Below are 26,177 nucleotides of genomic sequence, written 5' to 3'. Positions count from 1 at the left end.
TTGCCTAGCGCACCGTCACCACGCTCCTGCCGCCGGAACCGGGCTGGACCAGGATCTTGGTGGCGATGCGCTCGGTCATTTCCTGCACGTGCGAGATGACGCCCACCTTGCGGCCCATGGCCTGCAAGCCGTCGAGCGCATCCATGGCCACGCGCAGGGTTTCCGTGTCCAGGCTGCCGAAGCCCTCGTCGATGAACAGCGATTCCACGCGCACCCGGTTCGATGACAGCGAAGCCAGCCCCAGCGCCAGGGCCAGCGAGACGAGGAACGATTCGCCGCCCGACAGCGAGTGCACGGAGCGCAGCTCGCCGCCCATGTCCTGGTCGCGCACCATCAGGCCCAGCGACGGGTTGTTCGGGTTGTCGATGCGTTCCAGTTGATAGCGGCGCGCCAGGTGGTTCAAATGCGCGTTGGCATAGCCGAGCAGCACTTCCAGGGTGAATTGCTGGGCATAGTTGCGGAAGCGCTTGCCGTCTGCCGAGCCAATCAGTTCATTCAGGCTGGCCCAGCGCCGTTCGATGCTGGCCTGCGCCTCGATCTGCGCCAGCATCGCCTGCGCGCTGTGGCGCTTGGCGTCATCCTGCGCGATGGCCAGGCGCAGGCGCGTCGCTTCCTGGTTCGCCGCCTGGCGTTCCTGCAGCAGCGAGGCGAGCGCCGCGTGCAGCACGGTCACGTCCGTCTCCAGCCCGTCTGGCGGCTGTGCCAGGTGCGCCGCATGCTGCCGCTGGCGCTCGGCCAGCACGGAAACGGCGGCCGTATGGCGGTCGGCGATCACTTGCAGCGCATCGCGCTCGGCGCGCATGGCCTCCACGGACACCGTCAGGCGCGCGCGCAGGGCGTCGAGCGTGGCGGGCGCGTGGCCGCCATGCGCCTGCTGGAACTGCCGCAGCCAGTCCTGCAGGGCAGCTGCGGCGCTGTCTTCCTGCGCACGCAGGGCGGCCAGGCGCTGCGACAGCTGCGCGCAGGCTTCGTCGAGGCGCGCGCGTTCCTGGCTGGCCGCCTGCGCCGCCGCCTGCCGCTGCGCCAGTTGCGCTTTCGCCGCCGCGATATTGGCGACCAGCGCGCGCTCGACGTCGGCCACGGCCTGGCCTTGCCACAGCGCGTTGCGTTCCGCTTGCAGGGTTTTCAGGTGCTTGTCGAGGGTGGCGAATGCCGCATGCGCTTCCTGCGCCATGTGCTGCGCCTGGCCGGCCGCCAGCGTGGCGCCATCCAGCTGCGCCGTCATGGTCGCCAGCGCATGGCTGCGCTTGTCCTGTTCCGCGTGCTGCTTCAGCCATTGCCGGCTTTCCGTTTCGCGCGCGGCGCGGAAGTCGGCCGGGCCGGCGCGCCAGCTGTCTTTCCAGTCTTCGGCGCCCTCGGCCTCGGCAAACGCGCCATCGAGCTGCGCCAGCAAGCCATCGAGCGCGCCGCGCGCCGTCTCGCCCTTGTCCGTGTTCGCCGCCTGCTGCGCCTGCAGCTGCGCCAGCCGCGCCTGGGCGTCGGCGAGTGCGCCCGTGCAGCGCGCATGCTCGCTGGAGGCCAGTTCGTGCGCCGCCTGCGCCTGCTCGCGCCCGATGCCGGCCTGGCGCAGCGCCGCCTCCTGCTGCGCCAGCGCCTGCAAGCCGGCCGCATTCGCCGCCAGCTGCTGCGTGAACCAGTCCGCGCGCAGCGCCGCGGGCGGCAGCTGCAAGGTGTCCGCATGCGGCTGCCACTGTGCCTCCAGGCTGTCGATGGCGGAAGGCAGGGCGGCCAGTTCGGCCGCCGTCTGCGCCTGTTCGCGCGCGCTCGCGGCCAGCGCGGCCCTGTGCGCGGCCAGTCGCTCCACGTTGGCCCGCGCTTGCGTGCGGCAAGCCAGCACCTGGTCCTGCAAGCTGGCCAGCATCGCCTGCAAGGCGTCGTCGGCGTGGCTGTACGGGTGCTCCAGCGCGCCGCAGACGGGGCAGGGCTGGTCGTCCTGCAGATTGGCGCGCAGCTGCTCCACGCTGGCCGCGCATGCCGCTTCCGCGCCCCGCAAGGATTTCTCCGCCTGCGCCAGTCCCGCTTCCAGCGGCGCCGTTTGCGCCGCTTCCGCCGCCATGGCGGCGCTTGCCGTCTGCGCATCCTGCGCCAGCTGCGCCGCCCTGGCTTGCCACTGCGCCAGCGATTGCTGCTGGCGCGCCAGTTCGCTCCAGGTCTTTTCCGCGCTGGCCAATACGCGCGCGCGCGCCTCCAGCTGGCCGCGCTGTTCCTGCAAACTCTCGCCATCGATGGCGCGCACGGCGGCTGCCGCCGCTCGCCGCTCGTTCTCGCGCGCCGCCAGCACGGCGGCGGCGCTGGCCTGCGCCGCCTGCGCCGCCTGCGCGGCGTCTCCGGCCTGGCGCACCAGCTGCGCCGACTGGGCCACGCTGGCGTCGGCCGCATCGGCTTGCGCGGCGGCCTGGCCGGCCTGGGCGAACAATTGATCCCACAACTGCCACGACTGCGCCAGCGCCTGCCAGTGCCCGTGTGCTGCCAGCCATGCATGCCCCTTTTCCTGTTCCGCCTGCATGCCATGCTGGCGCTGCTGCAGCGCGTGCAATGCGGCGCGCGCCGCGTCGTTGGCCTGGTCGGCCGCCAGCGCGCCATCCTGCGCCTGGCGGTGCGCCGGCAAGTGGGCCGCCATGCCCGCGTCGAGCGCCTTGGCCTGGTCGAGCAGGGGCGCCGCCTCGCGCTGCGCCGCTTCCTGCGCCTGCAAGGCGTCAGCCGCCTGCCGGGCGGCGCCGGCCTGCTGCGCCTCATTGGCCACGGCATGCGCGGCCTGCTGGCGCGCTGTCGCCAGCGCCGTATCGGTGGCGGCGATATCGCCCGCCAGGCGTGCCACGGCGTCGACCAAGGGGCGCGCCGGCTGCAGCAATTCCCACTGCGCCAGCGCCGCGCGGCGCTCGTCGGCGGCCGCGCGCTCCACGGCGGCGCTATCGAGCGCCTCTTGCGCCGCCGTCGCCAGCGTCTGCAGCTTGTGCGTCTCCTGGTGCCAGCGCTGCTGCTGTTCCAGCACGGCCTTGCGCAGGTCGATGGCGTGCAGGGCGGCTTCGGCGGCGACGCCCAGCGCTTGCGTTTCGGCCCGCTCTTCCGGCGACAGGGGACGCTGGTCGGCCAGTTTTTCGCCCAGGCGTTCGAGGATCTGCTTTTCCTTCTTCGCCCGTTCGAAGGCGCGCACGGAGATATCCGTGTAGATGCTGCTGCCCGTCAGGGTTTCCAGCAATTCTCCCCGCTCATTGTCTTCCGTCTTGAGGAAGGTGGAAAATTCGTTCTGCGCCAGCAGCACGGCGCGCGTGAACTGGTCGAATGACAGGCCGATGCGCTTTTCGATCTCGTCCTTGACTTCCGTCTTGGTGCCGCCGATGGGCTGCAGCGCGGGCAGCTGGTGCAAGCTCATGGCGGTCGCCTGCAGCGCGCCTTCCGCCCGGGTGCGAGAGCGGCGCACGCTCCAGCGCGCGCGGTAGCTGGCGCCGTCATTACCGACGAAATCGACTTGCGCGTAGCCGTCCGGCGTCCCGCGGCGCAGCAGGGTGCGCGTATCCTGGGCGTTGACGGTTTCCTTGCCCACGTCGGGCAGGGCGCTGCCGCGGCCCAGCACCTTCAACAGGCGCGGCGTGGCGTCGTACAGGGCCAGGCACAGCGCGTCGAGCAGGGTGCTCTTGCCCGCGCCCGTGGGTCCGCTGATGGCGAACAGGCCCGCGGACGCCAGCGGTTCCTGCTGGAAGTCGACTTCAAATTCGCCGGCCAGCGAGGCCAGGTTCTTGCCGCTGATTTTGAGGATTTTCATGGTTTTTCTTGAGCGGTCATGCGCCGGGCAGCAGCAGTTCGGCCAGGGCCGAGAGGAGTTCGGGCGGCGCGTCCTTGGCGTATTTTTGCCGGTACAGGCGGCGGAAGATGTCGTCGGGCTGCAATTGCCCCAACTGGTCGAGCGTCATGGACTCGGGAGCGCTGCTGCGCGCCGCGCTGGACGTCTCGATCTTCGCCAGGCGCACGCTCTTGCCTTCCAGCGCCGCCTCGATGCGCGTGCGCAGGCCAGGCTCGGGCGCGTCCAGGCGCACGCGCACTTCCAGGAAGGGCTGCGTTTCGGCCGGAGAGTCCGGCAGGTCGAGGGCGGCCAGCTGCGCCAGCACCTCGGCGATCGGCGCCGGCGCGCCGGGCACGCGCAAGAGGGGCACGGCGCGCGGCACGTCGATGGCGCGCACGTCCTTCAGCTGTTCGTCATCGATATCCAGGCACAGCACCTGGTGGCGATAGTGCACTTCCGCGAAGGACAGGGGAATCGGGCTGCCGCAATAGCGGATGTGCCCCTGGCCGCCCACGGCCTGCGCCTTGTGCAGATGGCCCAGCGCCGCATACGCGATGGACGCATCAAAAATCCCCGACGGCAGCATTTCCGTGCCGCCGATGACGATGCGCCGCTCGGAGTCGTTCGACATTTCGCCGCCCACCATGTGGCAATGGCCCATGGCGATGATGGCCTGCCCTGGCTGCCGGCGCGCCAGCGCCAGGTCCGTCAACTGGCGGTACAGCAGGGCGATGCCGCCCAGGTAGGCATCCTGCGCGTCGCCGGCCGGCAGTTTCGGCACGTCGCCGGGGCGCAGGAAGGGCACGGCCAGGCACCAGGCCTGCACCCGGCCGTCGCTGCCGGCCAGCGGCAGCAGCAGGCGCTCCAGGTCGATCTGGCCGTCGTCGCCGCGCAGCAGATGGCCGATGACGTGCGTGCCGTGCGCCGCCAGCAGGGGGCCGGGCGCTTCCAGCCGGCCGGCCGAATCGTGGTTGCCCGCGACGACCACCAGCTGCAGCGCCGGCAGGCGCGCGCGTGCCTGCTGCAGGAACACATACAGCTGCTTTTGCGAGGCGGCCGAAGGGTTGGCGTTGTCGAACACATCGCCCGCGACGAGCAGAACGTCGATCCGTTCGGCCACGAGGGTATCGAGCAGCCAGTCGAGGAAGCGCTGGTGCTCGTAGCCCCGCTCATAATTGTGCAGGGTCTGGCCCAGATGCCAGTCGGAAGTGTGCAGCAGGCGCATGGTGGGGCAAGGGTAGGGAAGACAGGCGCCAATATAGCAGGAATGAGGGGGGGGCAGACCCGGGGAATCCGGCCCCGGCCTTCAATCCACGGTCGCGCCGGCCCGGTAGGTATTGCGCCCATCCTGTTTCGCCTGGTACAGCAGCACGTCGGCGCGCTGCAGCAGCACGGCGGGCGAGATGTCTTCGTCGCGGTAGAAGGCCAGGCCGATGCTGGCGGAAATGCGCACGGTGATGCCTTCCAGTTCGAACGGCTGCTGCATGGCGGCGACGATTTTCTCCGCCAGCACGGCCGCGTCTTCCGGCTTGCCGATCTGCTCCATGATGATGGTGAATTCGTCGCCGCCCAGGCGGGCGATGATGTCGGTGACGCGCATGGTCTGCGTCAGGCGCTGGGCGAAGGCGCGCAGCAGGGCGTCGCCGATGCCGTGGCCGTGCGTGTCGTTGACGGGCTTGAAGCGGTCGATATCCATGTACATGACGGCCATCAGGTGCCGCTGCTGGCGGCTGGCGTGCATGGCGTCGCTGAGTTTTTGCTGGAAGCCGGCGCGGTTCGACAGCCCGGTCAGGGCATCGACCTGGGCCAGTTTCAGCAGCCGCTGTTTTTCGCGCTTCTGCACGGTGATATCCTGGCGCATGACGTGAAAGCCCGCCACCTGCAGGTTGTCTTCGCCGATCTGCGGGATGTAGATCACTTCCATGCAGCGCTCGATGCCTTCTTTTTCGTCTTCTTCCTCGAAGCTCAGGGTTTCCCCCATCAGCACGCGCTCGATGTAGGGCGCCACCGTCCGGTAGCGGTCCTCGCCCACGGTCTCGCGCACGCTCTTGCCCAGCACGTGCCGGCCCGTCAGGCCGAATTCGCGCTCGTAGGCGAGGTTCAGGAAGCGGTAGACCTGGTCCGCGTCGACATAGGCGATCATGGCCGGCAAGGTGTCGGCGATGGTGCGCAGGCGCGCCTCGCTTTCCAGCAGCGCCACTTCCGATTCGCGCAAGGTGGTGATGTCGTCCAGGCTGCCCACGTAGCCTTCGATCCGGCCATCGATGAGGATGGGGGCGATCTTCATGGAGACCCAGACCAGCTTGCCGTCGCGGTGCAGGCAGCGCAGGGTGGACTGGAAGGGCGCGTGGCTGCGCGTGAGCTGTTCCAGCGCCACGTGCATCAGCGGATAGTCTTCCGGGTGCAGCGCGCTGGTCCAGCCGGCGCCCAGCGCGGCGGCGCGCGGCAGGCCCGTGATGGCCTCGAAGGTGCGGTTGGCGTAGGTGCAGCGGCGCTGGCGGTCCAGGCGCACCAGTCCCAGTGGCGAGGCGTCCGTGACTGCGGCCAGCTCCGCCTGTTTCTGGCGCAGTTCCAGCTCCTGCTGGCGGCGCTGCGAGATATCTTCGGCGATGCACAGGATATGCTCGACCTGCTGGCGCTCGTCGAAGACGGGCACGGAGACGGCGTGCAGGTAGCGCAGGCTGCCATCGGACAGGCGCAGCGGCTTCTCGGTATGGTCAATGACGCCCCGTTCGGCCAGGATGGCGCGGTCGTCCTCGGCGTCGTGCAGGCCGAAGTCGGGCGGGAAGGCGGCGCAGTCGGTCTTGCCGATGACGTCGTCCGCCAGGTAGCCCGTGATGTCTTCGGCGGCCTTGTTCCACACTTCCATCTGGCCGAAATTCTCTGGCCGCGCGCTCTTCACGTACACCAGCACGGGCAAGTGGTCGATCAGCGACTGCAGGAAGCTGCGGTTGTCCTGCAGCGCCAGTTCATCGTGCTTGCGCGCGCTGATGTCGCGCGAGGTGACGGCCACGCCGTCCGTGATCGGCACGACCTGGTGGCGCAGCCAGCGCGTGCCGCCCGACGCCAGCGGCAGCTCGAACTCGTCCTCCAGCGGCTGGCCCGTTTCCATCACCAGCAGGAAGCGCTTGAAGAAGCGCTCGCCGCGCAGCAGCGGCACCTGCGGCAGCACGCGCTGGCCCAGCAGTTCCGAGCGTGGCTTGCCCAGCATGTCGGCGGCCCGCTCGTTGACGTCGGCGAAAATGAAGTCCTCCACCGGCTTGCCCGGCGCGGGGCGCCAGGCTTTCAGCAGCAGCACGGAATCGAGGCTGCCCTGGTGCGCGGCGCGCAGCAAGGCCTGCGTTTCCTTGGCTTGGCGGATGCTGCGGCGCAGGCGGGCGCTCTGGCGCGTCAGCAGCGCCGTGAAGCCGGCGATCAGCAGGCTGGCGGCGATCAGCGCGCCCAGGTATACCTTGCGGCGGTGCTCGAAACGGGCCAGGGCCACGGCGCGGCTGACGCCCACCACGGCCAGCAGCGGGTAGCGCGGCAGCTCGCGGTAGCTGTAGATGCGCGAGGTGGCGTCGACGGGCGGCTCGATCACCAGTTCCTCGGGCGCGTGATCCGGCGCGCCGGGCATGCGGAAATCGATGCGGTCGCTGATGATCAGCTGTTCGCCGATGCGCCCCACCGTCAGGCCGCTGTCGCGCGCCACCAGCATCAGCGCGCCGTGTTCGTCGAGGTTCAGGCGGTCGTAGTCGTCGACGAAATAGGTGGGATCGACATGGATGATGATGGCGCCGGCGAAGCGGCCCTGGCCATCGTTCAGGCGGCGCGCCAGGCGGATGGTCCAGTGCTTGCTGGCCGCGTCGAGCATGGGCGTGTCGACCAGGGCCGTGTCGGCCGGATTGGCGGCCAGCGCGCGGAAGAAGGCCTGGTGCGCCAGCTTTTCCGGGAAATACGCGTTGGCGCTGTCGATCACGTTGCCGTGCGCGTCGACCAGCGCGATGGGCAATTCCAGCTTCGATGGCAGCACGCTGTCGAGCAGTCCCTGGCGGCGCGTGAATTCATTGAGGCGCAGCTCGCCGCTGGATTCTTCATATTTGAGCTTGAACAGCTGCGTGGCGTGGTCCGTCTGGCGCAGGATGTAGGCGGTATGGTCGGCCAGGGTGCGCGCCAGGCTCTGGCTGCCGGCGACGGCGTCGCGCACGGCTCCGGCCTGTTCCTGGCCCACCTGATAGATGACGGCGCCCCACATCACCAGCAGCAGCAGGAGCGCGAACAGGGGCACCAGGCTGATGCTGTAGAGGCGGCTGGCGAGGCGTTGCAGGGGTCTCGTTATCGATATCACGGGCACTTGCAGGCTAGAATCATTGAAAAGGGGAGGGCGGGTGGCGCGCATCATAGCCGATATTGGCCACCCTGCGCTGAACCCGTTGCTGTCGCTCCCATCGTCTGTTCGTGGTCTGTCGCTGGCCTTATTCTGCGTTAAATCAAGTAGCTGTGGTGCCACGCACGTTAAAAAAAGCACGCCGCCCCCGGTACGGGCGGGCGCCGTGGCAGAAAAAGTACAATTGCGCCGCCTTCCTCATTAAAATGGGCGCTTCTTCCTCCCATATCGAAAGTTGTCATGCAGAGTAAAAAGCCCGACGCGGCAAGACTGGACAAGATCGTGGCCGAAGCGCGCCGCGCCGCCGACCAGCGCGAGAGCGGCTACCGCGAGCGTTCGCTGAAGATGTACCCGTGGGTATGCGGCCGCTGCATGCGCGAATTCACGCGGGCCAACGTGCAGCAGCTGACGGTGCACCACCGCGACCATAACCACGACAACAATCCGCCCGATGGCAGCAACTGGGAGCTGCTGTGCCTGTATTGCCACGACAACGAACACTCGCGCTACCTGGAAGCGGACCGCGGCGCCGGCCTGCTGTCGGCCGAAGTGGCGCCGGCCACGCACAATCCGTTCGCCGCGCTGGCGGGCCTGATCAAGAAAAAGGACTGAGCGGGCCGCCTGGCCCCGATCCCATGCGCATCCTGCTGACCGAAGACGACCCGCAACTGGGCCGCGCCACGCAGATCGGCCTGGAACAGGCCGGCCATGCCGTGGACTGGGTGCAGTCGGCCGAACACGCCCATACGGCCGTGCGCCTGCACGACTATGCCTGCATCCTGCTCGACCTGGGCTTGCCGGGGCAGGACGGCATGCAGGCGCTGGCTGCCTTGCGCGACAACGGCTACGGCGGCGCCGTGCTGATCGTCACGGCGCGCGACCAGGTGGGCGAGCGCATCGCCGGCCTGGACGCGGGCGCCGACGATTTCATTGTCAAGCCATTCGATCTGGACGAGCTGGCCGCGCGCATCCGCAGCGCCTGCCGCCGCGCGGCCGGCCGCCTGCGCGAGCACCTCGTGCATGGTGAGCTGGTGCTCGATATCGCCGACCGGCAAGTGACGCAGGGCGGCCAGCCCGTGACCTTGACCTTGAAGGAATTCCGCATCCTGCAATTGCTGCTGGAGCATGCAGGCCGGGTATTGAGCCGCGAACAGCTGGAAAAGAACCTGTACAGCTGGGGCGGTGAAGTGGAAAGCAATGCCGTGCAGGTGCACATCCACCACTTGCGCAAAAAGCTGGGGCGCGAGCTGATACGCACGGTGCATGCGATCGGTTACTGCATCGACAAGCCGCAAGCGGCTTGATCAGAAAAACGGGCCGCCCTGAGGCGGCCCGTCGCGGTGATGGCTAAGCGCCCGTCACGGCATCAGAAATCGACAGTGGCCGACAGCCACAAACGGCGCCCGTCCAGGCTGTTGACGTAGCGGTTGGCATAGGTCAATGCCGGTGCGCGGTAAGGCTGGTAGTCGATGAAGTCCTTGTTGAGCAGGTTGTACACGGCCGCGTTCAGCGTGACGCGCTTGTTCAGCTGGTAGCTGCTGCCCAGGTGCAGCATGGTGTAGCCCTTGTAGTCGCCCAGCGCGGCCTTGGCGGCGCGCGTGGCGGCCGAGGTGCCCGGATCGCGGAAGCGCTCGCTGCGGTATTCGCCGCGCAGCCAGCCATTCCATTGCGGCGAGATATCCCACGACAGGCGCGCATTGGCGGCGTGCTTGGGCGTGTCGCTGAGCGGCATGCCCGCGTTGCTGCCGCTCTTCTGTTCGCTTTCCGTGTAGGTGTAGTTGGCGCTGGCCGACAGCGTCTTGCCCAGCGGGAAACGGGTGTTCAGCTCGACGCCGCGCGTGACGGCCTCGTCCACGTTGATCGACTGGCCGAATGCGTCCACATTGGGCCAGTTGCCGAAGCTGACGCAGCCGGGACGGTTCGGCGATGGACGATAGCTGCAGTTGATGAGGCCCGTGCCCGTGGTGATCTTGTCCTTGAATGCATTGTTGAACACGGAGCCGCTGGCCGTCCAGCCGGCCAGGTTGTCGAAATACGCGCCGATTTCCGTCGTCGTGCTCGTTTCCGGCTTGAGGTTCGGGCTGCCGACGAGGGGAATCGTGCCCTGGCCGCCGAAGCCGTTGATGCCTGGCGACAATTGCTCCACGCGGGGTGTCTTGTAGCCCTTGCTGACGCCGCCCTTGATGGTCCAGCTCGGGTTGGCGTTCCACACGGCATACGCGCGCGGGCTGGTCTGGCCGCCGAAGATGCTGTGATCGTCATAGCGTGCGCCGACGGTCAGGGCGACATTGTCCAGCACTTGCCATTCGTCCTCGGCGAACAGGGCTTTTTGCGTGAATTCGAATTTCGCCGGCGCCACGCCGTCCGTCATTTCCGCTTTCCACCATTGCGCGCCGATGGTGGCCATGTGTTTGCCCAATGGCAGTACCAATTTGGTATCGAAGACCTGGCTTTCCACTTCCAGCGTTCGGGCGCTGCCGGCGACGGCGCCCGGCGTGCCTGGCGGGATCGTGCGGCCCAGGGTTTCCGTCTTGTTCACCATGTAGCTGCTGTCGAGCGTGCCGAAGCCGAAGCGGCCCGTATGCGACAGGGTCCACTGGTCGCGCTTGTATTTCTGCTCGGGGCCGTAGCCGCCCTGCACCGACTGCGTGCCCAGCTGGCCGCGCGAATTGTCGTAGGTCTGGCGGCCTGCGTCCGCGTCGAGGATAACCGTGTGGAAGCGGTTCGGCGTGAAGGACAGGCGCGCGCCGAAGTTCTCCACGTCCGAGCGCACGGGGTTGGCGCCCATGCTGGCGGGCACTTCCGCGCCGGCCGCGTTGGGGACGCGGATGTCGGCCGCGTCGCGGCGCTGCTTGCTGCCGCGCAGGGACAGGCCCAGCAGGTCGGTGGCGACAGGGCCGCTCAGGTAGAAGCGGCCCGCCTTGACGTCGCCGAAGTCCGCTTCTTCCTGCAAGGTGTAGTCGGCCGAAACGGAGCCCATCCATTTTTTGCCCACCTTGCGCGTGATGATGTTGATCACGCCGCCCATGGCGTCCGAGCCGTACAGGGTCGACATGGGGCCGCGGATGATCTCGATGCGCTCGATGGCGGCCAGCGGCGGCATGAAGCTCGTCTGCGTGCCGCCGAAGCCGTTCGGCGTGACGTTGCCGGCCGCGTTCTGGCGCCGGCCATCGATCAGGATCAGGGTGTAGTCGCTGGGCATGCCGCGGATGCTGATGTTCATGCCGCCCGTCTTGTCGGCCGCCGCGCCCACGTCGATGCCTTCCACGCTTTCCAGCGCCTGCGTCAGGTTGCCGAAGCGCTCCTTCGACAGCTCCTCGCGCGTCAGCACGGTGATCGAGGCGGGCGCCTGCCTGATGTCCTGTTCGAAACCGGCGGCGGAAACGACGACTTCCGGCATGCTGGCCGGTGTGGCCACCTGGGCCTGCGCAGGCAGGCAGGACAGGGCGGCCAAGGCCAGGGCCAGGGTGGTGGGACGCGGCAGGCGCGCGCGGTGGGTGCGGTTGGACATGCAAACTCCTGATGGTGGACTGGTTATTATTTCGTTGTGGATGTGTGCTGCGAATGGCGTTGCTTTGGTAATGGGAATCATTGGCAAAATAAGAATCATTTACAATTGCGGACCTGGCTTCCCATAAAATATTTCGCTCCGGATCTTGCGCAGAAGTTCTTAAGAGATTCTTAACAAGCCCGCGGCATCATGCAAACTCTTCCTCGGGGTCGCCCCATGCTCATAGTCTCCGCCACCGTTGGCCCGAAAACGCACGTGCATCTGGCGCAGGCGGGCGCATGAACGGGCCGGTCCTGCAAACCTGGTCGCTGCGGCGCAATCTGCTGGCTGTGCTGCTGGGCCTGACCCTGGCCCTGTGGGTGGGCAGCGCCGCCATCGTGTACGTGGAAGCGCGCCGCGAAAGCCAGGAACTGTTCGACCAGTCGCTGATCGAAACGGGGCATCTGCTGCTGTCGCTGGTGGAAAAGGACGTGCGCGAACATGGCTTGACGGGGCCCATCGACCTGCCCCTGCGCGGCCATCCGAACCCCCACCATTATTTGCTGTTCAAGGTGCGCGACGCGCAGCAGCGCGTCTTGTACCGCAACGACGCGGCCTCCGATATCACCCTGTCGCGCAGCGCGCCCGATGGCCTGTCGTGGACGACGATCGCCGGCCAGCGCTGGCGCCTGTATTCGCTGTGGGACCAGCCGCGCAGCCTGCAGCTGCTGGTGGCCGAGCCGACCAGCCACCGCGACGACATCAGCCGCGGCTTCTTTTACCGCATCGCGCTGTTCGGCCTGCTGCTGGTGGCGCTGGCCACCATCGCCATCTGGTGGAGCATCCACCGGGTGTTTCGCGTGCTGCAGGCCTCGGCCGATGAAGTCTCGGCGCGCACGCCGCACGACCTGGCCGACGTCAGGCTGCAAGGCGCGCCCGCCGAACTGCATCCGCTGCTGCTGGAAATTAACCGCCTGTTCGGCAGGGTGCGGCACAGCCGCGACAACGAACAGCGCTTCACGGCCGATGCGGCGCACGAACTGCGCACGCCGCTGGCCGCCATCAAGACCAATCTGCAAGTGCTGCAGCGGGCCCGCAGCGCGGACGAGCGCGACGAATTCATCGCCGGCCTGAGCGCCAGCGTGGAGCGCGCCGCGCGCCTCGTCAACCAGCTGCTGGCGCTGGCCCAGCTCGACCCGCAGGCGCCTGCCGGCGCGACGTTGGCGCCCGGCGACCTGGCGCCGCTGCTGGCGCGGCAGGCAGAAGCCTGGCAGACGCTGGCCGCGCCATACGGGCTGTCGCTGGCGGTCAATGCGGCGCCGGCGCCCTGCGCAATGGACGTGGACAGCCTGCAGATTTTGCTGCGCAACCTGGTCGACAATGCGCTGCGCTATACGCCGGCGCCCGGCAGCGTCGCCGTCAGTTGCGGCGTGGAAGAGGGACGCAGCTACCTGCGCGTGGCCGATACGGGCCCGGGCATCGCCAAAGAACAGCATGCGCGCGTGTTCGAGCGCTTCGTGCGCCTGGTGCAGGTGGAAAGTGCGGCACAGCTGCCGGGCAGCGGGCTGGGATTGTCCATCGTGCGGCGCATCGCCGAGCGGCATGGCGCGCAGATCGTGCTGGGCCCCGGCCTGCAGGGCCGGGGACTGGCGCTCACCGTCATCTTTCCATGACGGCGGCGCCAGCGGTGCTGCAAACGCCTACAGCGACTTCAGGAAGGCCAGCAGCGCATCGCGGTCCGTCTTCGACAGGTTCTCGAAGCGCTGGCGCGCCTTCGTCCCTTCGCCGCCATGCCACAGGATGGCTTCCGTCAGGCTGCGCGCGCGGCCGTCATGCAGGTAGCCGGCCTTGCCGCCATTGCCCATGACCTTTTCCGTGTAGCCGATGCCCCACAGCGGGGCCGTGCGCCACATATTGCCTTGCGCCTGGCCTTCGCTGAACTTGTCGGCCAGCTCGGCACCCATGTCGTGCAGCAGCAGGTCGGTGTACGGGCGGATGGTCTGGTTGCGCAATTCCGCAAACAGATGGCCCGCGCCCGTCTTCATTTCCACCGTGTGGCAGGCGGCGCAACGCATGCCCTGGAACAGCTTCGCGCCGGCGGCCACCTGCTGCGGGTCGACCTTGAGTTCCTCGATCGGCGCCACGCCTTGCGGGAAGCCGCTGGCGATGCTGCGCTGGGCCGGCACGGCCACCAGGGCCAGGTATTGCGTGATCGACTGCAGGTCCGCTTCCGAGATACCGGGCTGCGCGCCGCCGGTTGCGCACGCCGCCGGTCCCGCCATGCAGGCGCGGCTGCGGTAGACGGGCGAGGTGACGGCCATGTCCAGCAGCAGCGCGTCGGCCGCCTGGTGGCGCAGGGTGGCCTTCGATGCTTTCCAGCCGAAGCGGCCCAGGCGCACGGCGCCCGTTTCCGGGTCATACACATAGTTGGGCTGCCCCTTGACGCCATCGGCGTCCGGCGCGCTGCGGGCGCGCGCCAGGATGTCCGCTTCCGGCACGGCTTCCAGCAAGCCCGTGCCGATCATCGGCGGCGCCGCGCGCAGCGAGACGATGGCGGGCACGGGGCCTTCGAAAGCCAAGGCAGGCTTGCGCAGTTCGACTTGCGTGCCATCGGCCAGGGCCACGATGCGCGCCGTGAAGCCGCCCACGCTGACGCTGTTGCCCCAGTTTTGCGGCACGCCGGAAGGTGAGACGGCATTCATCTGGATCGCCGTGCCGTATTGCGGATGTGGCACCTGCTGGCCCGCCGCATTGACGCTGGCGACGCGCACGGCCATGGTGTCGAGGCGCTGGTTCAGGGCCGCGGGCGCCGGGCTGCGGCCATTGTTGACGTGGCAGGCGATGCAGGCCGACTGGCCGTAGCGCTGCCCCTGCAGCTTGACGGCCGGCGCGTAGCGGTCGTTGCCGCCTTCGTTATGCTCGCCGGTGGTGAAGTTCGTGTGCACCAGGCGGCGGCCTTCGACGAAGCGCTGCATATTCTGCATGCCGATATGGTTGTGCGGCTGCTGGAACATGAACAGGGCGTTGTCCGAGTAGTTGTACGACACGGAACCGAGGCCGCCGGACAGGGTTTCTTCCGGCAGCGGCACGGAATTGAGGCGCGGCTGCACGCCGTACCATGGCCGCAGGCCCGCGCCCACCACGTAGGTCCATTCATACGAGTAGTAGCGGATGCCGCCATCGTCGCCTTTCGACGCCATCGAGGCGGTGCTGGAGAACATCGATGGCGACACTTCGATGATGTCGCCCGCCGTCAGCGCGCGCGCCTTGACGTCCGTGCCATTCGGCATGCCGGCCGCATCGAGGCCGCCATGGCCGGGATACTCCTTGATCAGGAGCGTGCAGGCGCCGTTGATGCCGTTGGCGTTCGTCAGCCTGTCGTTGGCGGGATAGGCCATGGGCTTGCAGACGGGGACATTGCGGTCCACCAGTTCGCCGGGCGACATCCAGCCGTAACCCGTCACGCCGGGACGGTCGAAGCCGCGGAAGAAGGCCACGCCGCCGGAGAGGAAGTCGACGGTGGTGTACTGGTTGACGATCAGGGTGGGTCTGGTGACGCCGCGCACCTTGCTGTTGTCGATGATTTCCACGCCCCAGGTGCGGTTCTTGAAGTACTGCGGCACGAAGGTCAGGTAGTTGCCCGGTCCCTTGTCCTGCGGCAGGCCCGTGACGGGGTCGACCGTTTCATTCGGGCCGTAGCCGATTTCGTTCCACTCCTCGCCCCGCTCGCGGCCATGGCGCGCCAGGCCGCGCGCGCCGAAGCGCGTCACCAGGGTGCCGTCGGCCAGGGTGAACTGCAGGCTTTCCAGCGGCTGCGCGGCGGCCGGCAGCGGCGTCATGCCCGTGCCGTCGGCAGGGAACTGCAGCGCCGAGGTGGTGCTGGACGGCAGGCTGTTGTCGCTGCCCGGCGACTTGAAGCTCACTTCCAGCAGCGAGTAGCCGTACTGCGTGGCGCGCGCCACGCCCTGCAGGCGGATGTAGCGGGCATTGGCACCCAGGTTGAAGAATTCCTCGGTGCCGCCGCGGCCATTCGTCACGTAGCGGATTTGCGACCATTGCTGGCCGTCGTCGGACACCTGCAGCGCATACTGCTTGCCGTAGGCGTTTTCCCATAGCAGCTTCATGTAGCCGACGGGCGTCTTCGCGCCGAAGTCGAACTGGATCCAGGCGCCGTCCTCGAACTTGCTGGCCCAGCGCGTGCCCGTCTTGCCGTCGATCGCCATGGCGGCCGACATGCCGTTGTTTTCCACGGGCGAGGAGGTGGCGGCCACGGGGCGGATCTCCACGCCCGGCTGGTTCGGGTCGCCGGTGACGGGTGGCGGCTCGGTGACGGGCGGCGTCTCGGGCGGCAGCGCCGGCGTGCCAGAGAAAGCCTGGATCTCAAAGATGGAATAGCCATACTGGCCCGAGCGCTTCACGCCCTGCATGCGCAGGTAGCGGCCCTGGGCGGCAAAGCCCGTGATGTCCTCGATGCCGCCCTGGCTGTCGTCGACGCGCCGGACGGTGGTCCAGTGCGCATTGTCGTCCGAGACCTGCAGCAGGTAGGCGCTGGCGTGCGCGTTTTCCCACGCGATGTGCACGCGCGTGATGGTTTGCGAGGTGCCGAAATCGAGCGTCAGGTATTCATTGTCCGTAAAGCCGCTGCCCCAGCGCGTGCCATCGTTGCGGTCGATGGCGGCGCTGGCCGACAGGTCGCCCCGTTCCGCCGAACTGGCCGTGGCGGCGACGGGCGTGAGCGCCGTTTCCGACGCGGTCTGCGCCAGCAGGCGCTGTGCCATGGGCGGCGCGCTGGCGGTCTCTCCGCCGCCGCAGGCCGCCAGCAGCATGGCCAGGGCCAGCGGCAGGCCCTGTCCGGAGCGACGCAGGAGGCCGGGCCGTCGTGGCCGTTGCCGAAGCAGGGATGTGTGCATGTTCTCTTCCTTGTTTTTATGAATTAAGCGAGATAGATGAATGAGCGGGACTGGCCGGGCGGCCCGTCTGCGTTTTTCCCTCCACCCGTGCCGCGCCCATGCACATGCGCTTCCGTCACTGCGGCGCCTGGCGGCCGGACGGCGGCCAGGACGATGCGCGGAGGCTGAACAAGGACGGGAGCAGGGCATTTTTAAATTGCCTCACGGCAATATTTTTCATAAATTATAGAAGCATGGGAGGCCTGTCAAGCGGTCCCTCGCAGTTGTCATCAAATCGTCATGCTGCCCTGGTTTTTCGCACTATCGCGGTGCGGAACATGAAAAAAAATACGCGACAGCATGAAAAAAATTCAGGAAAAAATGCCGGGTGCGGCACGGGAATGCGGTATCTTCCAGATATGCCTGCCGATGGCGCGCGCCCCTTTTTTGCTGAGGACTATCCGACCTTGCCGACCATGCCGACACCTTCCGCACCTTCCGCCACCCCGCTGTCCCTCGCCGCCGCCCGCGCGCTGCACCTGGCCGCGCAAGGCCTGCTGCAGGCGCGCCGCAGGAAAGCCGTCAAGGCCGACGTGCTGGCCGCCATCCGCCAGATGGGCGTGCTGCAGATCGATACCATCCACGTGGTGGCGCGCAGTCCCTACCTGGTGCTGTGGAGCCGGCTGGGCGATTACCCGCAGCCCTGGCTGGAGCAGCTGCTGGCCGAGGGCGCGCTGTTTGAATACTGGGCCCACGAAGCCAGTTTCGTGCCCATCGAAGACTATGGCCTGTACCGCCATCGCATGCTCGACCCGGCTGCCATGGGCTGGAAATATTCGGTGAAATGGATGACGGAGCAGGGCGATGCCGTGGCGGCCGTGCTCGAGCACATCCGCGCCAACGGCGCCGCGCGTTCCGCCGACTTCGAGCGCACGGATGGCCAGGCGGGCGGCTGGTGGAGCTGGAAGCCGGAAAAGCGCTCGCTGGAAGTACTGTTTACCTCGGGCGTGTTGATGATCGCCAAACGCCATAACTTCCAGCGCTATTACGACCTGGCCGAGCGCGTGCTGCCGCACTGGCACGACGGCCTGCTGCCGTCCGCGGACCAGGTGCGGCGCCAGCTGCTGCTGGCCAGCGTGAAGGCGCTGGGCCTGGCGCGCGCCAGCTGGATCAGCGACTACTTCCGCACGAAGCAATCGCGGGCCAGCCTGGCGCACGATCTGCAAATGCTGGCGGACGAGGGCGCGCTGCTGCGCTGCAGCGTCGCCGGCTGGGACGATGCCGTCTACGTGCATGCCGCGCATGGGGAATTGCTGCGCGCGGCGGCGGCCGGCAAGCTGGCGCCCACCTTGACGACGATCCTGTCGCCGTTCGATCCCGTCGTGTGGGACCGGCGCCGCGCGCTCGAATTGTTCGGTTTTGACTACCGGCTCGAATGCTATACGCCGGCCGAGAAACGCCAGTACGGCTATTTCACCTTGCCTGTCCTGCGCCGTGGCGCGCTGGTGGGCCGCCTGGACGCCAAGGCGCACCGCGCGCAGGGCCGCTTCGAGATCAAGTCACTGGCGCTGGAAGACGGCGTGCGCATCAGTCCCCGCCTGGCGCAGGACGTGGCCGGCGCCGTGCAGCGCCTGGCGCTCTGGCATGGCTGTCCCGGGATCGATATCGTGCAGGCGCGCCCGGCAGCCTTCGGCGCGCTGCTGGCAGAGGCGCTGCACGACGGCGGCGCTGCCGCAAGGCGGGCCGCATGATGCTGCCGCCGGCTCCGCCCCACCTGCTCGACGCCGACGGCCTGCCCCGGTTTGGCCGCTACACGGGCCAGCTGGGCGCCTTCGACTGGGCCGCAATGGCGCCGCCGTACGCGCGCGGCGCTCTCTGGCGCCTGTTCCACCACAAGCGCTGGCATTACGTGGCCCTGTCCACGCCCGCCCTGTTCTGCGGCGTGGCCATCGTCGACCTGGGCTGGACCAGCACGGCGTTCGCGTATGCCTTCGACCGCCACAAGGGCAAGATCGTGGCTGCCTTTTCGCAGGATGGCGTGCCGGGCCTCTCGGCTGGCGTGGCGCCGCACGCGGGAGGCAGCAGCCGCTTCCGTTTTTTCTCGCAAAAGATCAGCATCGAAGCCCAGCCCCAGCAGCGCTACCGCCTGCTGCTCGACTGCGGCCTGTTCGGCATCGACGCGGAATTCGGCCCGCCCGTCTCGCCCACCCTGCTGGCCGTGGGGCCGGTGGCCGATGGCGGCGCCGTGCACGCCACGCAAAAGTCGGGCGGTTTGGCGCTGTGGGGCACGGTGCGCTGCGGCGCCATGGGCTACAGCTTGGACGATGGCGTGGCCAGCTTCGATTATTCGAACGGCTTGCTGGCGCGCGAGACGGAATGGCGCTGGGCCTCGGCGCACAGCCTGGACCTGGGCTTCAACCTGCAGGCCGGCTATTTCGGCGCGCATGAAAACGCGCTGTGGCTCGATGGCCAGCTGTACCCGCTGGGCCGCGCGCATTTCGATTTCAACCCCGACAACCCGCTGGCGCCGTGGCATGTGTGGACGGACGATGATTTGCTGGACCTGCATTTCAAGCCCGAAGGCGCGCGCCGCGAAGACAAGAATAGGTGGATCGCCGCCAGCCGCTATATCCAGCCCATCGGCACCTTCAGCGGCTGGGTACGCGCCAGCGCGGACAGTCCCAAGCGCATCGTGGCGCAGCTGGCGGGCGTGACGGAAAGCCACCGCTCGCGCTGGTGAGGACGGGCTTTTTCGTGAAATGCACGACAAGGTCAAATTTTTTTGGCAACGCATCCTATACACTGGCGCGTAGCCGCTCCGGCAATCCGCTTCGGCAATCCGCTTCGGCAATCGACAAGGCCAGAACATGAGTATCCGTAATCTCGACAAGCTGTTCAAGCCGGCCTCGGTGGCCCTGATCGGCGCCACGGCGCGCGAACACAAGCTGGGCGCCATCGCCCTCTACAACCTGCTCGGTGGCGGTTATCAAGGCGAGATTTGGCCCGTCAATCCCAAGTACGACGAGCTGATGGGCTTGAAATGCTACCGCAAGCTGGCGCAGCTGCCCAAGGCGCCGGACCTGGCCATCATCTGCACGCCGCCCGCCACCATCACGGCCCTGATCCGCGAACTGGGCGCGCTGGGCACGCGCGCGGCCATCGTCATGACCTCCGGCCTCGATCCGAAGCGCGAACAGTCGCTGCGCCTGGCCATGCTGAAAGCGGCCAAGCCGCACCTGCTGCGCATCCTCGGCCCCAACAGCATGGGCTTGCTGGTGCCGAAACTGGGCCTGAACGCCAGCTTCGCGCACCTGGGCGCGACGAGCGGCAAGATCGCCTTTGTCTCGCAATCGGGCGCGCTGGTATCGGGCGTGCTCGATTGGGCCAATGCGCACGGCGTGGGCTTTTCCAAGTTCATTTCGCTGGGCGGCAGCTACGACATCGACTTCGGCGACCTGCTCGACTACCTGGCCGGCGACATCGACACGGCCGCCATCCTGCTGTACATGGAAGACATCCACGCGGCGCGCAAATTCATGTCGGCCGCGCGGGCGGCGGCGCGCAGCAAGCCCGTCATCGTGCTGAAGGCGGGGCGCGAGGCGGAAGGCGCGGCCATGGCGGCCTGGCACACGGGCGCGCTGGCCGGCTCGGACGCCGTGTACGACGCGGCCATCCGCCGCGCCGGCATGCTGCGCGTGTATTCGGCCGAGGAACTCTTCGACGCCGTGGAAACCCTCACGCATATCCGCGCGCAGCGCGGCGAGCGCCTGGCGATCTTATGCAACGGCGGCGGCCTGGGCGTGATGGCCACGGACGCGCTGGTGGGCAGCGGCGGCAAGCTGGCCGAACTGTCGCCCGATACCGTCATCGCGCTGGAAAAGGCGCTGCCGCGGGGCTGGTCGCACGACAATCCCGTCGGCCTGCCCGGCGACTCGGCCGTGCAGCGCTATGCGGACGCCATCAAGCCGCTGCTCGACGAGCCGCAGGCGGACGCCTTGTTGCTGCTGCACGCGCCCACGGCCATGGTCTCGTCGATCGATATCGCCGAAGCCGTCACGCCGCTGATCAAGGCGACGTCGCGCACGGTGCTGTCGTGCCTGTTGGGCGGCACCACCGTGGCGCCCGCGCGCCAGGTCTTCAACCGGGCCGGCATTCCCACCTACGACACGCCGGAAAAGGCCGTGCATGGCTTCATGCAGATCGTGCAGTACCGGCGCAACCAGGAAACCCTGATGCAGGTGCCGGCGCAGCTGCCCATGTCGGCCACGCCGCGCCGCGCGCGCGTGCGCGAAATCGTCGCCGCCGCGCTGGCGGCCGGCCAGACGGTGCTGGGCGAATGCCGCTCCAAGGAGATCCTGGCCGCCTACGGCATTCCCGTCGCCACCACGCGCATGGCGGCCGACGTGGAAGAGGCGCTGGCCGTGGCGGCCGATATCGGCTATCCGGTGGCGCTGAAAATCCACTCTCCCGACATCGCCCACAAGTCCGACGTGGGCGGCGTGGCGCTGGACCTGGAGACGCCGGACATCCTGCGCACGGCCGCCGCCGCCATGCTCAAGCGGGTGCGCCGCATGCGGCCCGACGCGCTGATCGACGGCTTCACGGTGCAGCAGATGGCGCGCCGGCCGCAGTCGCATGAGTTGATCGTCGGCGTGACGACGGATGCCGCCTTCGGCCCCGTCATATTAGTGGGGCAGGGCGGCATCGCCGTGGAAGTGACGGCCGACCACGCCATCGGCCTGCCGCCGCTGAACATGGTGCTGGCGCGCGACATGCTGGCGCGCACGCGCGTGTCGAAGCTGCTGGCCGGCTACCGCAGCCAGCCGCCGGCCGACATCGACGCCATCTGCTACACGCTGATTCAGGTGGCCGAACTGGTGGCCGACATCGGCGAGCTGGCCGAACTCGACATCAATCCGCTGCTGGCCGACGCGGACGGCGTGATCGCCCTCGACGCGCGCATCCGTCTGCAGCCGGGCCAGAAGAGCGACCGGCTGGCCATCCGCCCGTATCCGCAGGAGCTGGAAGAGCAGGTGACATGGATGGGCCAGCCGATTTTGCTGCGCCCCATCCGTCCCGAGGACGCGCCGCAGCACATGGAGCTGTTCCACGCGCTGGACCCGGACGACGTGCGCCTGCGCTTTTTCACCTCCATGCGCGAGCTGCCCGTGTCGCAGCTGGCGCGCCTGACGCAGATCGACTATGACCGCGCCATGGCCTTCATCGCCACGCACACGGGGCCGGACGGCAAGCCGGAAACCCTGGGCGTGGTGCGCGCCGTGGCCGACCCGGACAATATCCACGCCGATTTCGCCATCGCCGTGCGCTCGGCCCTGAAGGGCAAGGGCCTGGGCCATATCCTGTTCGAAAAGCTGGTCGACTACTTCCGCAGCCGCGGCACGGAAGCGCTGGTGGGCGAGGCCATGGCGCGCAACAAGGGCATGCAGCGGCTGGTGAAAAGCTTTGGCGGCGAGGTCACGCCGTCGGAAGAGCCGGGCGTCGTTAACCTGCATATCGGCCTGCGCTGAGGCCGCAGAAAGCGGGCCGCCGTCCCGCTTGAGTTTGTGCAGGATCAAACCCGCCCATGTCGGTAGTCTTTACACTTTCACTTCCAGGATGATTCATCCGGCACGCTTTGGGAGTGAGTGCATGCTTACTGCAACATATATATTGGTGTCCTTGTCAGTGGAACAGGCCAGCATCCGCATGAGTTTGCTGGCATTTCAGAAGTACATGCATGTGCAATTGCGCCACCAGAGCAGCCTGAGCCTGGCGCAGCTGCAGTACGCGGGGGACTGGCTGAGCCGGCTGTACCAGGGCGGCTACTGGCGCAAGGTGGAGATGTACCTGATTCCCGCCATCCGCCAGGCCAAGCCCCATGCGGATGGATTGCTGGACGAAATCAATGGCTTGAATCACGCGGCGCTGGAAAGCATCAATGCCGTGCAGCGGCACGCGGGCGCCGCCATCGACAATTCCGAACTGCAGGCCGGGCAACTGTGCGCGGCCATCGACGGCTTTTGCGCGGCCCTGCTGCAGCGCCTGGAAAAAGAGGAGCGCGAACTGTTTGCCCTGGCCCGCAAGGTCATCGTGGGCGAGGCGTGGTTCGCCATCGCCTATCAATTCCTGGCCCACGATGCGCGGGCACAGGAAGCGCGCCGCGACAAGGCGCAAGTGCTGCCCTTTGTGTTGCCGGCACCCATGGCGGCGGCTGGCAGTGGTGTGGAAACGGCAGTGCAGGACAGCGCGCCCGCCGTGCCTGCGCCGGCACGGCCGTTGCGTGCGCAGGCTTGAACGGGTAGCGAGCGCACACCCCGCCATGCCACGCTTGCCGGGGGCGCTTTTGTTCCTGTGAGCGGCGTGCCGCCAGAGGAGAAATAGCTAAGGAAAAGATTGGCTTTATTCATTTGATAACTTGTTCAGCCCTGTCCGATGCAATACCCCGGGCTTTGTTATGATGGTGGTTTTGATCCACGCGAAACCCGTCATGTTCGAATTTCTTTTCAAGCGTTCTGCCAGCAAGACTGCCGCCCCCGATCCTGTCGTGGCAGAACAGGCCGCCGCGTCGGCGCAGAGCGCATCGCGCCGCGCCGAACAGGTGGCGCGTGCCCATGCCGTGGCGGGCGACGAAGCCGCCGCTGCCGATTTCATTGTTTCCAGCGAATTTGCCGATGCCCGTTTGATCGCGGCCGAACACGTCCACTCCCTGCCCCTGCTGGAAAAAGTCCACCAGGCCATGCGCAACACGGACCGCCGCGTCGCCAAGCTGATGCAGGGCCGTATCGACCTGATCCGCCATCAGGCGGCCGAAACCCAGCGCGCCCAGGCCAGCATCGACACGGCGCAGCGCCTGTTGAACGATGAAAAGCTGAGCCCGAACCAGGTGGCCGAACTGGACCGCCAGTGGCAAGTCATCAAATCCACGCCGGAACTGGCCACGGCCTTCGCCGCCGCGCGCGCCGCGCTGGCCGCCCGCCTGGAAACGCAAGTGCTCTTGCAGCGCGCCGTGATCGATGCCGTGGGCGCCATGCGCGCGCTGGCTGCCGGCGGCCAGTCCGCCGACGGGCTGGCGCAGGCGCTGGCCCGCCTCGATGCGCAGCACGCGCAACACGCGCAATCGCCTGAGCGCGCTTCCCTGCCGAAACACCTGGAAAGCGACTTCGGCCAGGCGCGCGAACAGGCGCAGTCCGCCCTGCAGGCGCTGCAGCAGCACCAGGCCGTGTTCGATGCGCGCCAGCTTGCCCTGGCCGACTGGCAGGCGCAGGACGCCGCCGCCCTCGACGCCGATGCCTTGCAACGCGCCTGGCAAGCCTTGCCGCGCCTGCCCGAGTCGCCCTTGTCGGACAGCTTGCAGCAGCAATTCGCGGCCTTGCTGGCCAGTGCGCCAGCCCCCGTGCAGGCAGCGCCTGTGGCCGCCGTGCCTGGCGAAGCGGCGGAGCATGCGCCTGCGCCGCGCAAGCCGCGCCAGGAGCACGCCCCCGTCTCGAAGGAAGCGACGGAACAGTTCTTCAAGACCCTCGACGCCATGGAAGCGGCGCTGCAGGAAGGCTTGCTGCACGTGGCGTCCGAGCACGACAAGACCTTGCGCGATACCAAGCATGGCCGCTTGACGCCGGCCCAGTCCGACCGCCTGGCCCATGTGCGCGCGCAGTTCAAGCAGCTGGCCGACTGGGCCCGCTGGGGCGGCAACGTCTCGCGCGAGGAACTGGTCAAGGCGGGCGAGGAACTGCCGGCGCAGCAATTGCCGATGGCCGAACTGGCCAAGAAAGTGGGCAGCCTGCGCGAACGCTGGAAGTCGCTCGACACCTTGTCCGGCCCGGCGCCCAAGTCCCTGTGGGAGCGCTTCGACGCCGCCTGCAGCGTGGCCTATGCGCCGGCCGCCCAGCATTTCAAGCAGCTGGCCGAAGAGCGCCATGGCAATGCGGCCAAGGCCTTGGCCCTGATCGCGGAAACGGCGGCCCTGGCAGCGGAAGAAAGCACGGACTGGAAACACGTCGCGTCAAGCTCGCAGCGCCTGCGCCAGGCGTGGACGCGCCTGGGCACCATCGACCGCAAGGAAAAGAAACGCCTGGATACGGAATTTGGCGCCGCGCTGGACGCGCTGTCGAAGCCGCTGGACACGCAGCGCCAGATCGAGACGGCGCGCCGCGAGCAGCTGATCGTCGAAGTGGGCCTGCTCAAGCCATCCGAGCGCAACACGGTCGACATGCTGAAAGCCCTGCAGGATAAATGGCAGGAGCTGGCCAAGGCCTTGCCGCTGGAACGCCGCGCCGAGCAGGCGCTGTGGCAGCGTTTCCGCGCCGCCTGCGACGATATCTTTGCCAAGCGCAAGGAAACGGCGCATGCGGCCGACCATGAGCGCCGCGAACACCTGCATGCGCGCGAAGCGCTGTGCGCCAGCCTGGAAACGGCCGTCATCCCCGACGGCGACGACAAGGCCCGCACGGCCGCCATCAACCAGTTGCTGCGCGATACGCGCAGCGCCTGGAACGCCACCGGCCCCGTGCCGCGCGCCAGCGAAGCGAAGATCGAGCAGCGCTACCAGGCGGCCGTGGCCGGCGTGCAGGCGCAGGCGGACGCCATCGCCGAGCGCGCCGGCGCGGCGCAGGCCAACGCCTTGCGCGACAAGCTGCGCCTCGTGCAGGCGCTGGAAGCCTCCTTGGCCGATGGCGAGGCGAGCGTCGACGCGCAGGCGTGGAGCGCGCGCTGGAGCGCCTTGCCGGCGCTGGACGCCCAATACGAACGCAGCCTGCAGCAGCGCTTCGCCGGCGCGCAAGCGGCGCTGGGCGAGGGCAGCGCCGCCTACGTGCAGCAGTTGCAAGCCAACCAGGCCCGCCTGCTTGATGAAGTCTTGCGCCTGGAAATTGTCGCCGGCGTCGACAGCGGCGCCGAATTTGCCCGCGACCGCCTGAAAATGCAGGTGGAAGTGCTGCAATCGTCGCTCAAATCAGGCCAGAAGCCGCTCACGCAAGTGTCGCAGCTGATGCAGCTGTGCGCGATTCCCGCCGCCACCGACGCGCGCACGGCCAGCCGCATTGAAACCCTGCTGCGCCGCATCGGAGGCCAGGCCAGATGAGTACCTCCGTCCGCGTCCAGCAGGCCGATTTTGACCTGAGTGAAGAAATCGCACAATTGCGTGCAGGCAACCCCAAGGTGGGCGCCGTCGTCGGCTTCGTCGGCACCGTGCGCGACATGAACGAGGGGCTGGACGTGGCGGCCATGGAACTCGAGCATTATCCGGGCATGACGGAGAAATCCATCGAGGCCATCGTCGAGCAGGCGCGCGCGCGCTGGCCATTGTCCGGCGCGCTGGTGATCCACCGCGTGGGGCCCTTGCTGCCGCAGGAGCAGATCGTGCTGGTGGCCGTGTCGTCCGCGCACCGGGGCGAGGCCTTCGCCGCCTGCGAGTTCATCATCGATTACCTGAAGACGGAAGCGCCGTTCTGGAAGAAGGAAGACACGCCCGAAGGGGCGCGCTGGGTCGACGCGCGCGACAGCGACGAGACGGCCTTAAACAAGTGGGCCGCAAAAGCAAGCGCCATTTGAATCGTACGCGCGCCGCACCGTAGCATTTGCCTTAGTGCATCAGTTTTCTGCTTTGTGTATGCTTGAAAAGTACTGCCTCACCCCAATTTGGTTAACAACTAATTA

At 67.7% G+C, this 26,177-nt stretch carries 14 protein-coding genes; 9 read left to right on the top strand and 5 right to left on the bottom strand.

The window, feature by feature from the left end; translation table 11 throughout:
- Positions 1-4: 4 nt before the first annotated feature.
- From ACZ92H_RS19090 to ACZ92H_RS19080, 3 genes are all read right to left on the bottom strand, one after another.
- A complete protein-coding gene (locus ACZ92H_RS19090) occupies positions 5-3,763 on the bottom strand; it encodes an AAA family ATPase (RefSeq protein WP_465050629.1) in 3,759 nt (1,252 codons plus the stop codon).
- Between the two features lie 16 nt (positions 3,764-3,779).
- The gene (locus ACZ92H_RS19085; RefSeq protein ID WP_465050628.1) at positions 3,780-5,006 is read right to left on the bottom strand and encodes an exonuclease SbcCD subunit D C-terminal domain-containing protein; all 1,227 of its coding nucleotides are present in this window, start codon (positions 5,004-5,006) and stop codon (positions 3,780-3,782) included.
- Between the two features lie 81 nt (positions 5,007-5,087).
- Positions 5,088-8,108 carry a PAS domain S-box protein gene (locus tag ACZ92H_RS19080; RefSeq protein WP_465050627.1) on the bottom strand — a complete coding sequence of 1,007 codons (3,021 nt, stop codon included), beginning with the start codon at positions 8,106-8,108 and terminating at the stop codon, positions 5,088-5,090.
- Between the two features lie 279 nt (positions 8,109-8,387).
- Between ACZ92H_RS19080 and ACZ92H_RS19075 the strand changes: the two genes are divergently transcribed.
- Together ACZ92H_RS19075 and ACZ92H_RS19070 are read left to right on the top strand one after the other, a co-directional pair.
- A complete protein-coding gene (locus tag ACZ92H_RS19075; RefSeq protein ID WP_034755042.1) occupies positions 8,388-8,759 on the top strand; it encodes a YajD family HNH nuclease in 372 nt (123 codons plus the stop codon).
- Between the two features lie 23 nt (positions 8,760-8,782).
- The gene (locus ACZ92H_RS19070; RefSeq protein WP_131378472.1) at positions 8,783-9,451 is read left to right on the top strand and encodes a response regulator; all 669 of its coding nucleotides are present in this window, start codon (positions 8,783-8,785) and stop codon (positions 9,449-9,451) included.
- 62 nt (positions 9,452-9,513) lie between these two features.
- On the opposite strand, the gene ACZ92H_RS19065 is transcribed toward ACZ92H_RS19070, so the two are convergent.
- Positions 9,514-11,658: a TonB-dependent receptor domain-containing protein gene (locus ACZ92H_RS19065; protein ID WP_465050626.1), complete on the bottom strand. Its 2,145-nt coding sequence runs from the start codon at positions 11,656-11,658 to the stop codon at positions 9,514-9,516.
- Positions 11,659-11,936: 278 nt separating this feature from the next.
- Here ACZ92H_RS19065 and ACZ92H_RS19060 point away from each other — a divergent pair, with 278 nt between their 5' ends.
- Complete coding sequence (locus tag ACZ92H_RS19060; protein WP_465050625.1) at positions 11,937-13,310, top strand: sensor histidine kinase; 1,374 nt, start codon at positions 11,937-11,939, stop codon at positions 13,308-13,310.
- Positions 13,311-13,337: 27 nt separating this feature from the next.
- Here the strand turns inward: ACZ92H_RS19060 and ACZ92H_RS19055 are convergent, their stop codons facing one another.
- Entirely contained in the window at positions 13,338-16,547 is a 3,210-nt protein-coding gene (locus tag ACZ92H_RS19055; protein WP_465050624.1) for a di-heme oxidoredictase family protein, read from the bottom strand.
- Between the two features lie 455 nt (positions 16,548-17,002).
- Here ACZ92H_RS19055 and ACZ92H_RS19050 point away from each other — a divergent pair, with 455 nt between their 5' ends.
- The 6 genes from ACZ92H_RS19050 to moaE all read left to right on the top strand — a co-directional run bounded on the left by ACZ92H_RS19050 (position 17,003) and on the right by moaE (position 26,072).
- Positions 17,003-18,277 carry a winged helix-turn-helix domain-containing protein gene (locus ACZ92H_RS19050; protein ID WP_465050623.1) on the top strand — a complete coding sequence of 425 codons (1,275 nt, stop codon included), beginning with the start codon at positions 17,003-17,005 and terminating at the stop codon, positions 18,275-18,277.
- Positions 18,274-19,266 carry a DUF2804 domain-containing protein gene (locus ACZ92H_RS19045; RefSeq protein ID WP_465050621.1) on the top strand — a complete coding sequence of 331 codons (993 nt, stop codon included), beginning with the start codon at positions 18,274-18,276 and terminating at the stop codon, positions 19,264-19,266. The genes ACZ92H_RS19050 and ACZ92H_RS19045 overlap by 4 nt, the downstream gene beginning before the upstream one ends.
- 127 nt (positions 19,267-19,393) lie before the next feature.
- On the top strand, positions 19,394-22,054 hold the full coding sequence (locus ACZ92H_RS19040) for a bifunctional acetate--CoA ligase family protein/GNAT family N-acetyltransferase (protein WP_465050620.1): 2,661 nt from the start codon (positions 19,394-19,396) through the stop codon (positions 22,052-22,054).
- Positions 22,055-22,175: 121 nt separating this feature from the next.
- The gene (locus ACZ92H_RS19035; RefSeq protein ID WP_465050619.1) at positions 22,176-22,820 is read left to right on the top strand and encodes a hypothetical protein; all 645 of its coding nucleotides are present in this window, start codon (positions 22,176-22,178) and stop codon (positions 22,818-22,820) included.
- Between the two features lie 193 nt (positions 22,821-23,013).
- Positions 23,014-25,602, top strand: coding sequence for a DUF349 domain-containing protein (locus tag ACZ92H_RS19030; RefSeq protein WP_465050617.1), 2,589 nt, complete (start codon positions 23,014-23,016; stop codon positions 25,600-25,602).
- Complete coding sequence (gene moaE, locus ACZ92H_RS19025) at positions 25,599-26,072, top strand: molybdopterin synthase catalytic subunit MoaE (RefSeq protein ID WP_131378488.1); 474 nt, start codon at positions 25,599-25,601, stop codon at positions 26,070-26,072. Before ACZ92H_RS19030 ends, moaE begins: the two co-directional genes overlap by 4 nt.
- Positions 26,073-26,177: the final 105 nt, after the last annotated feature.

Source organism: Janthinobacterium foliorum (assembly GCF_978021625.1).
This window is presented reverse-complemented; position numbering and strand designations above follow the sequence as displayed.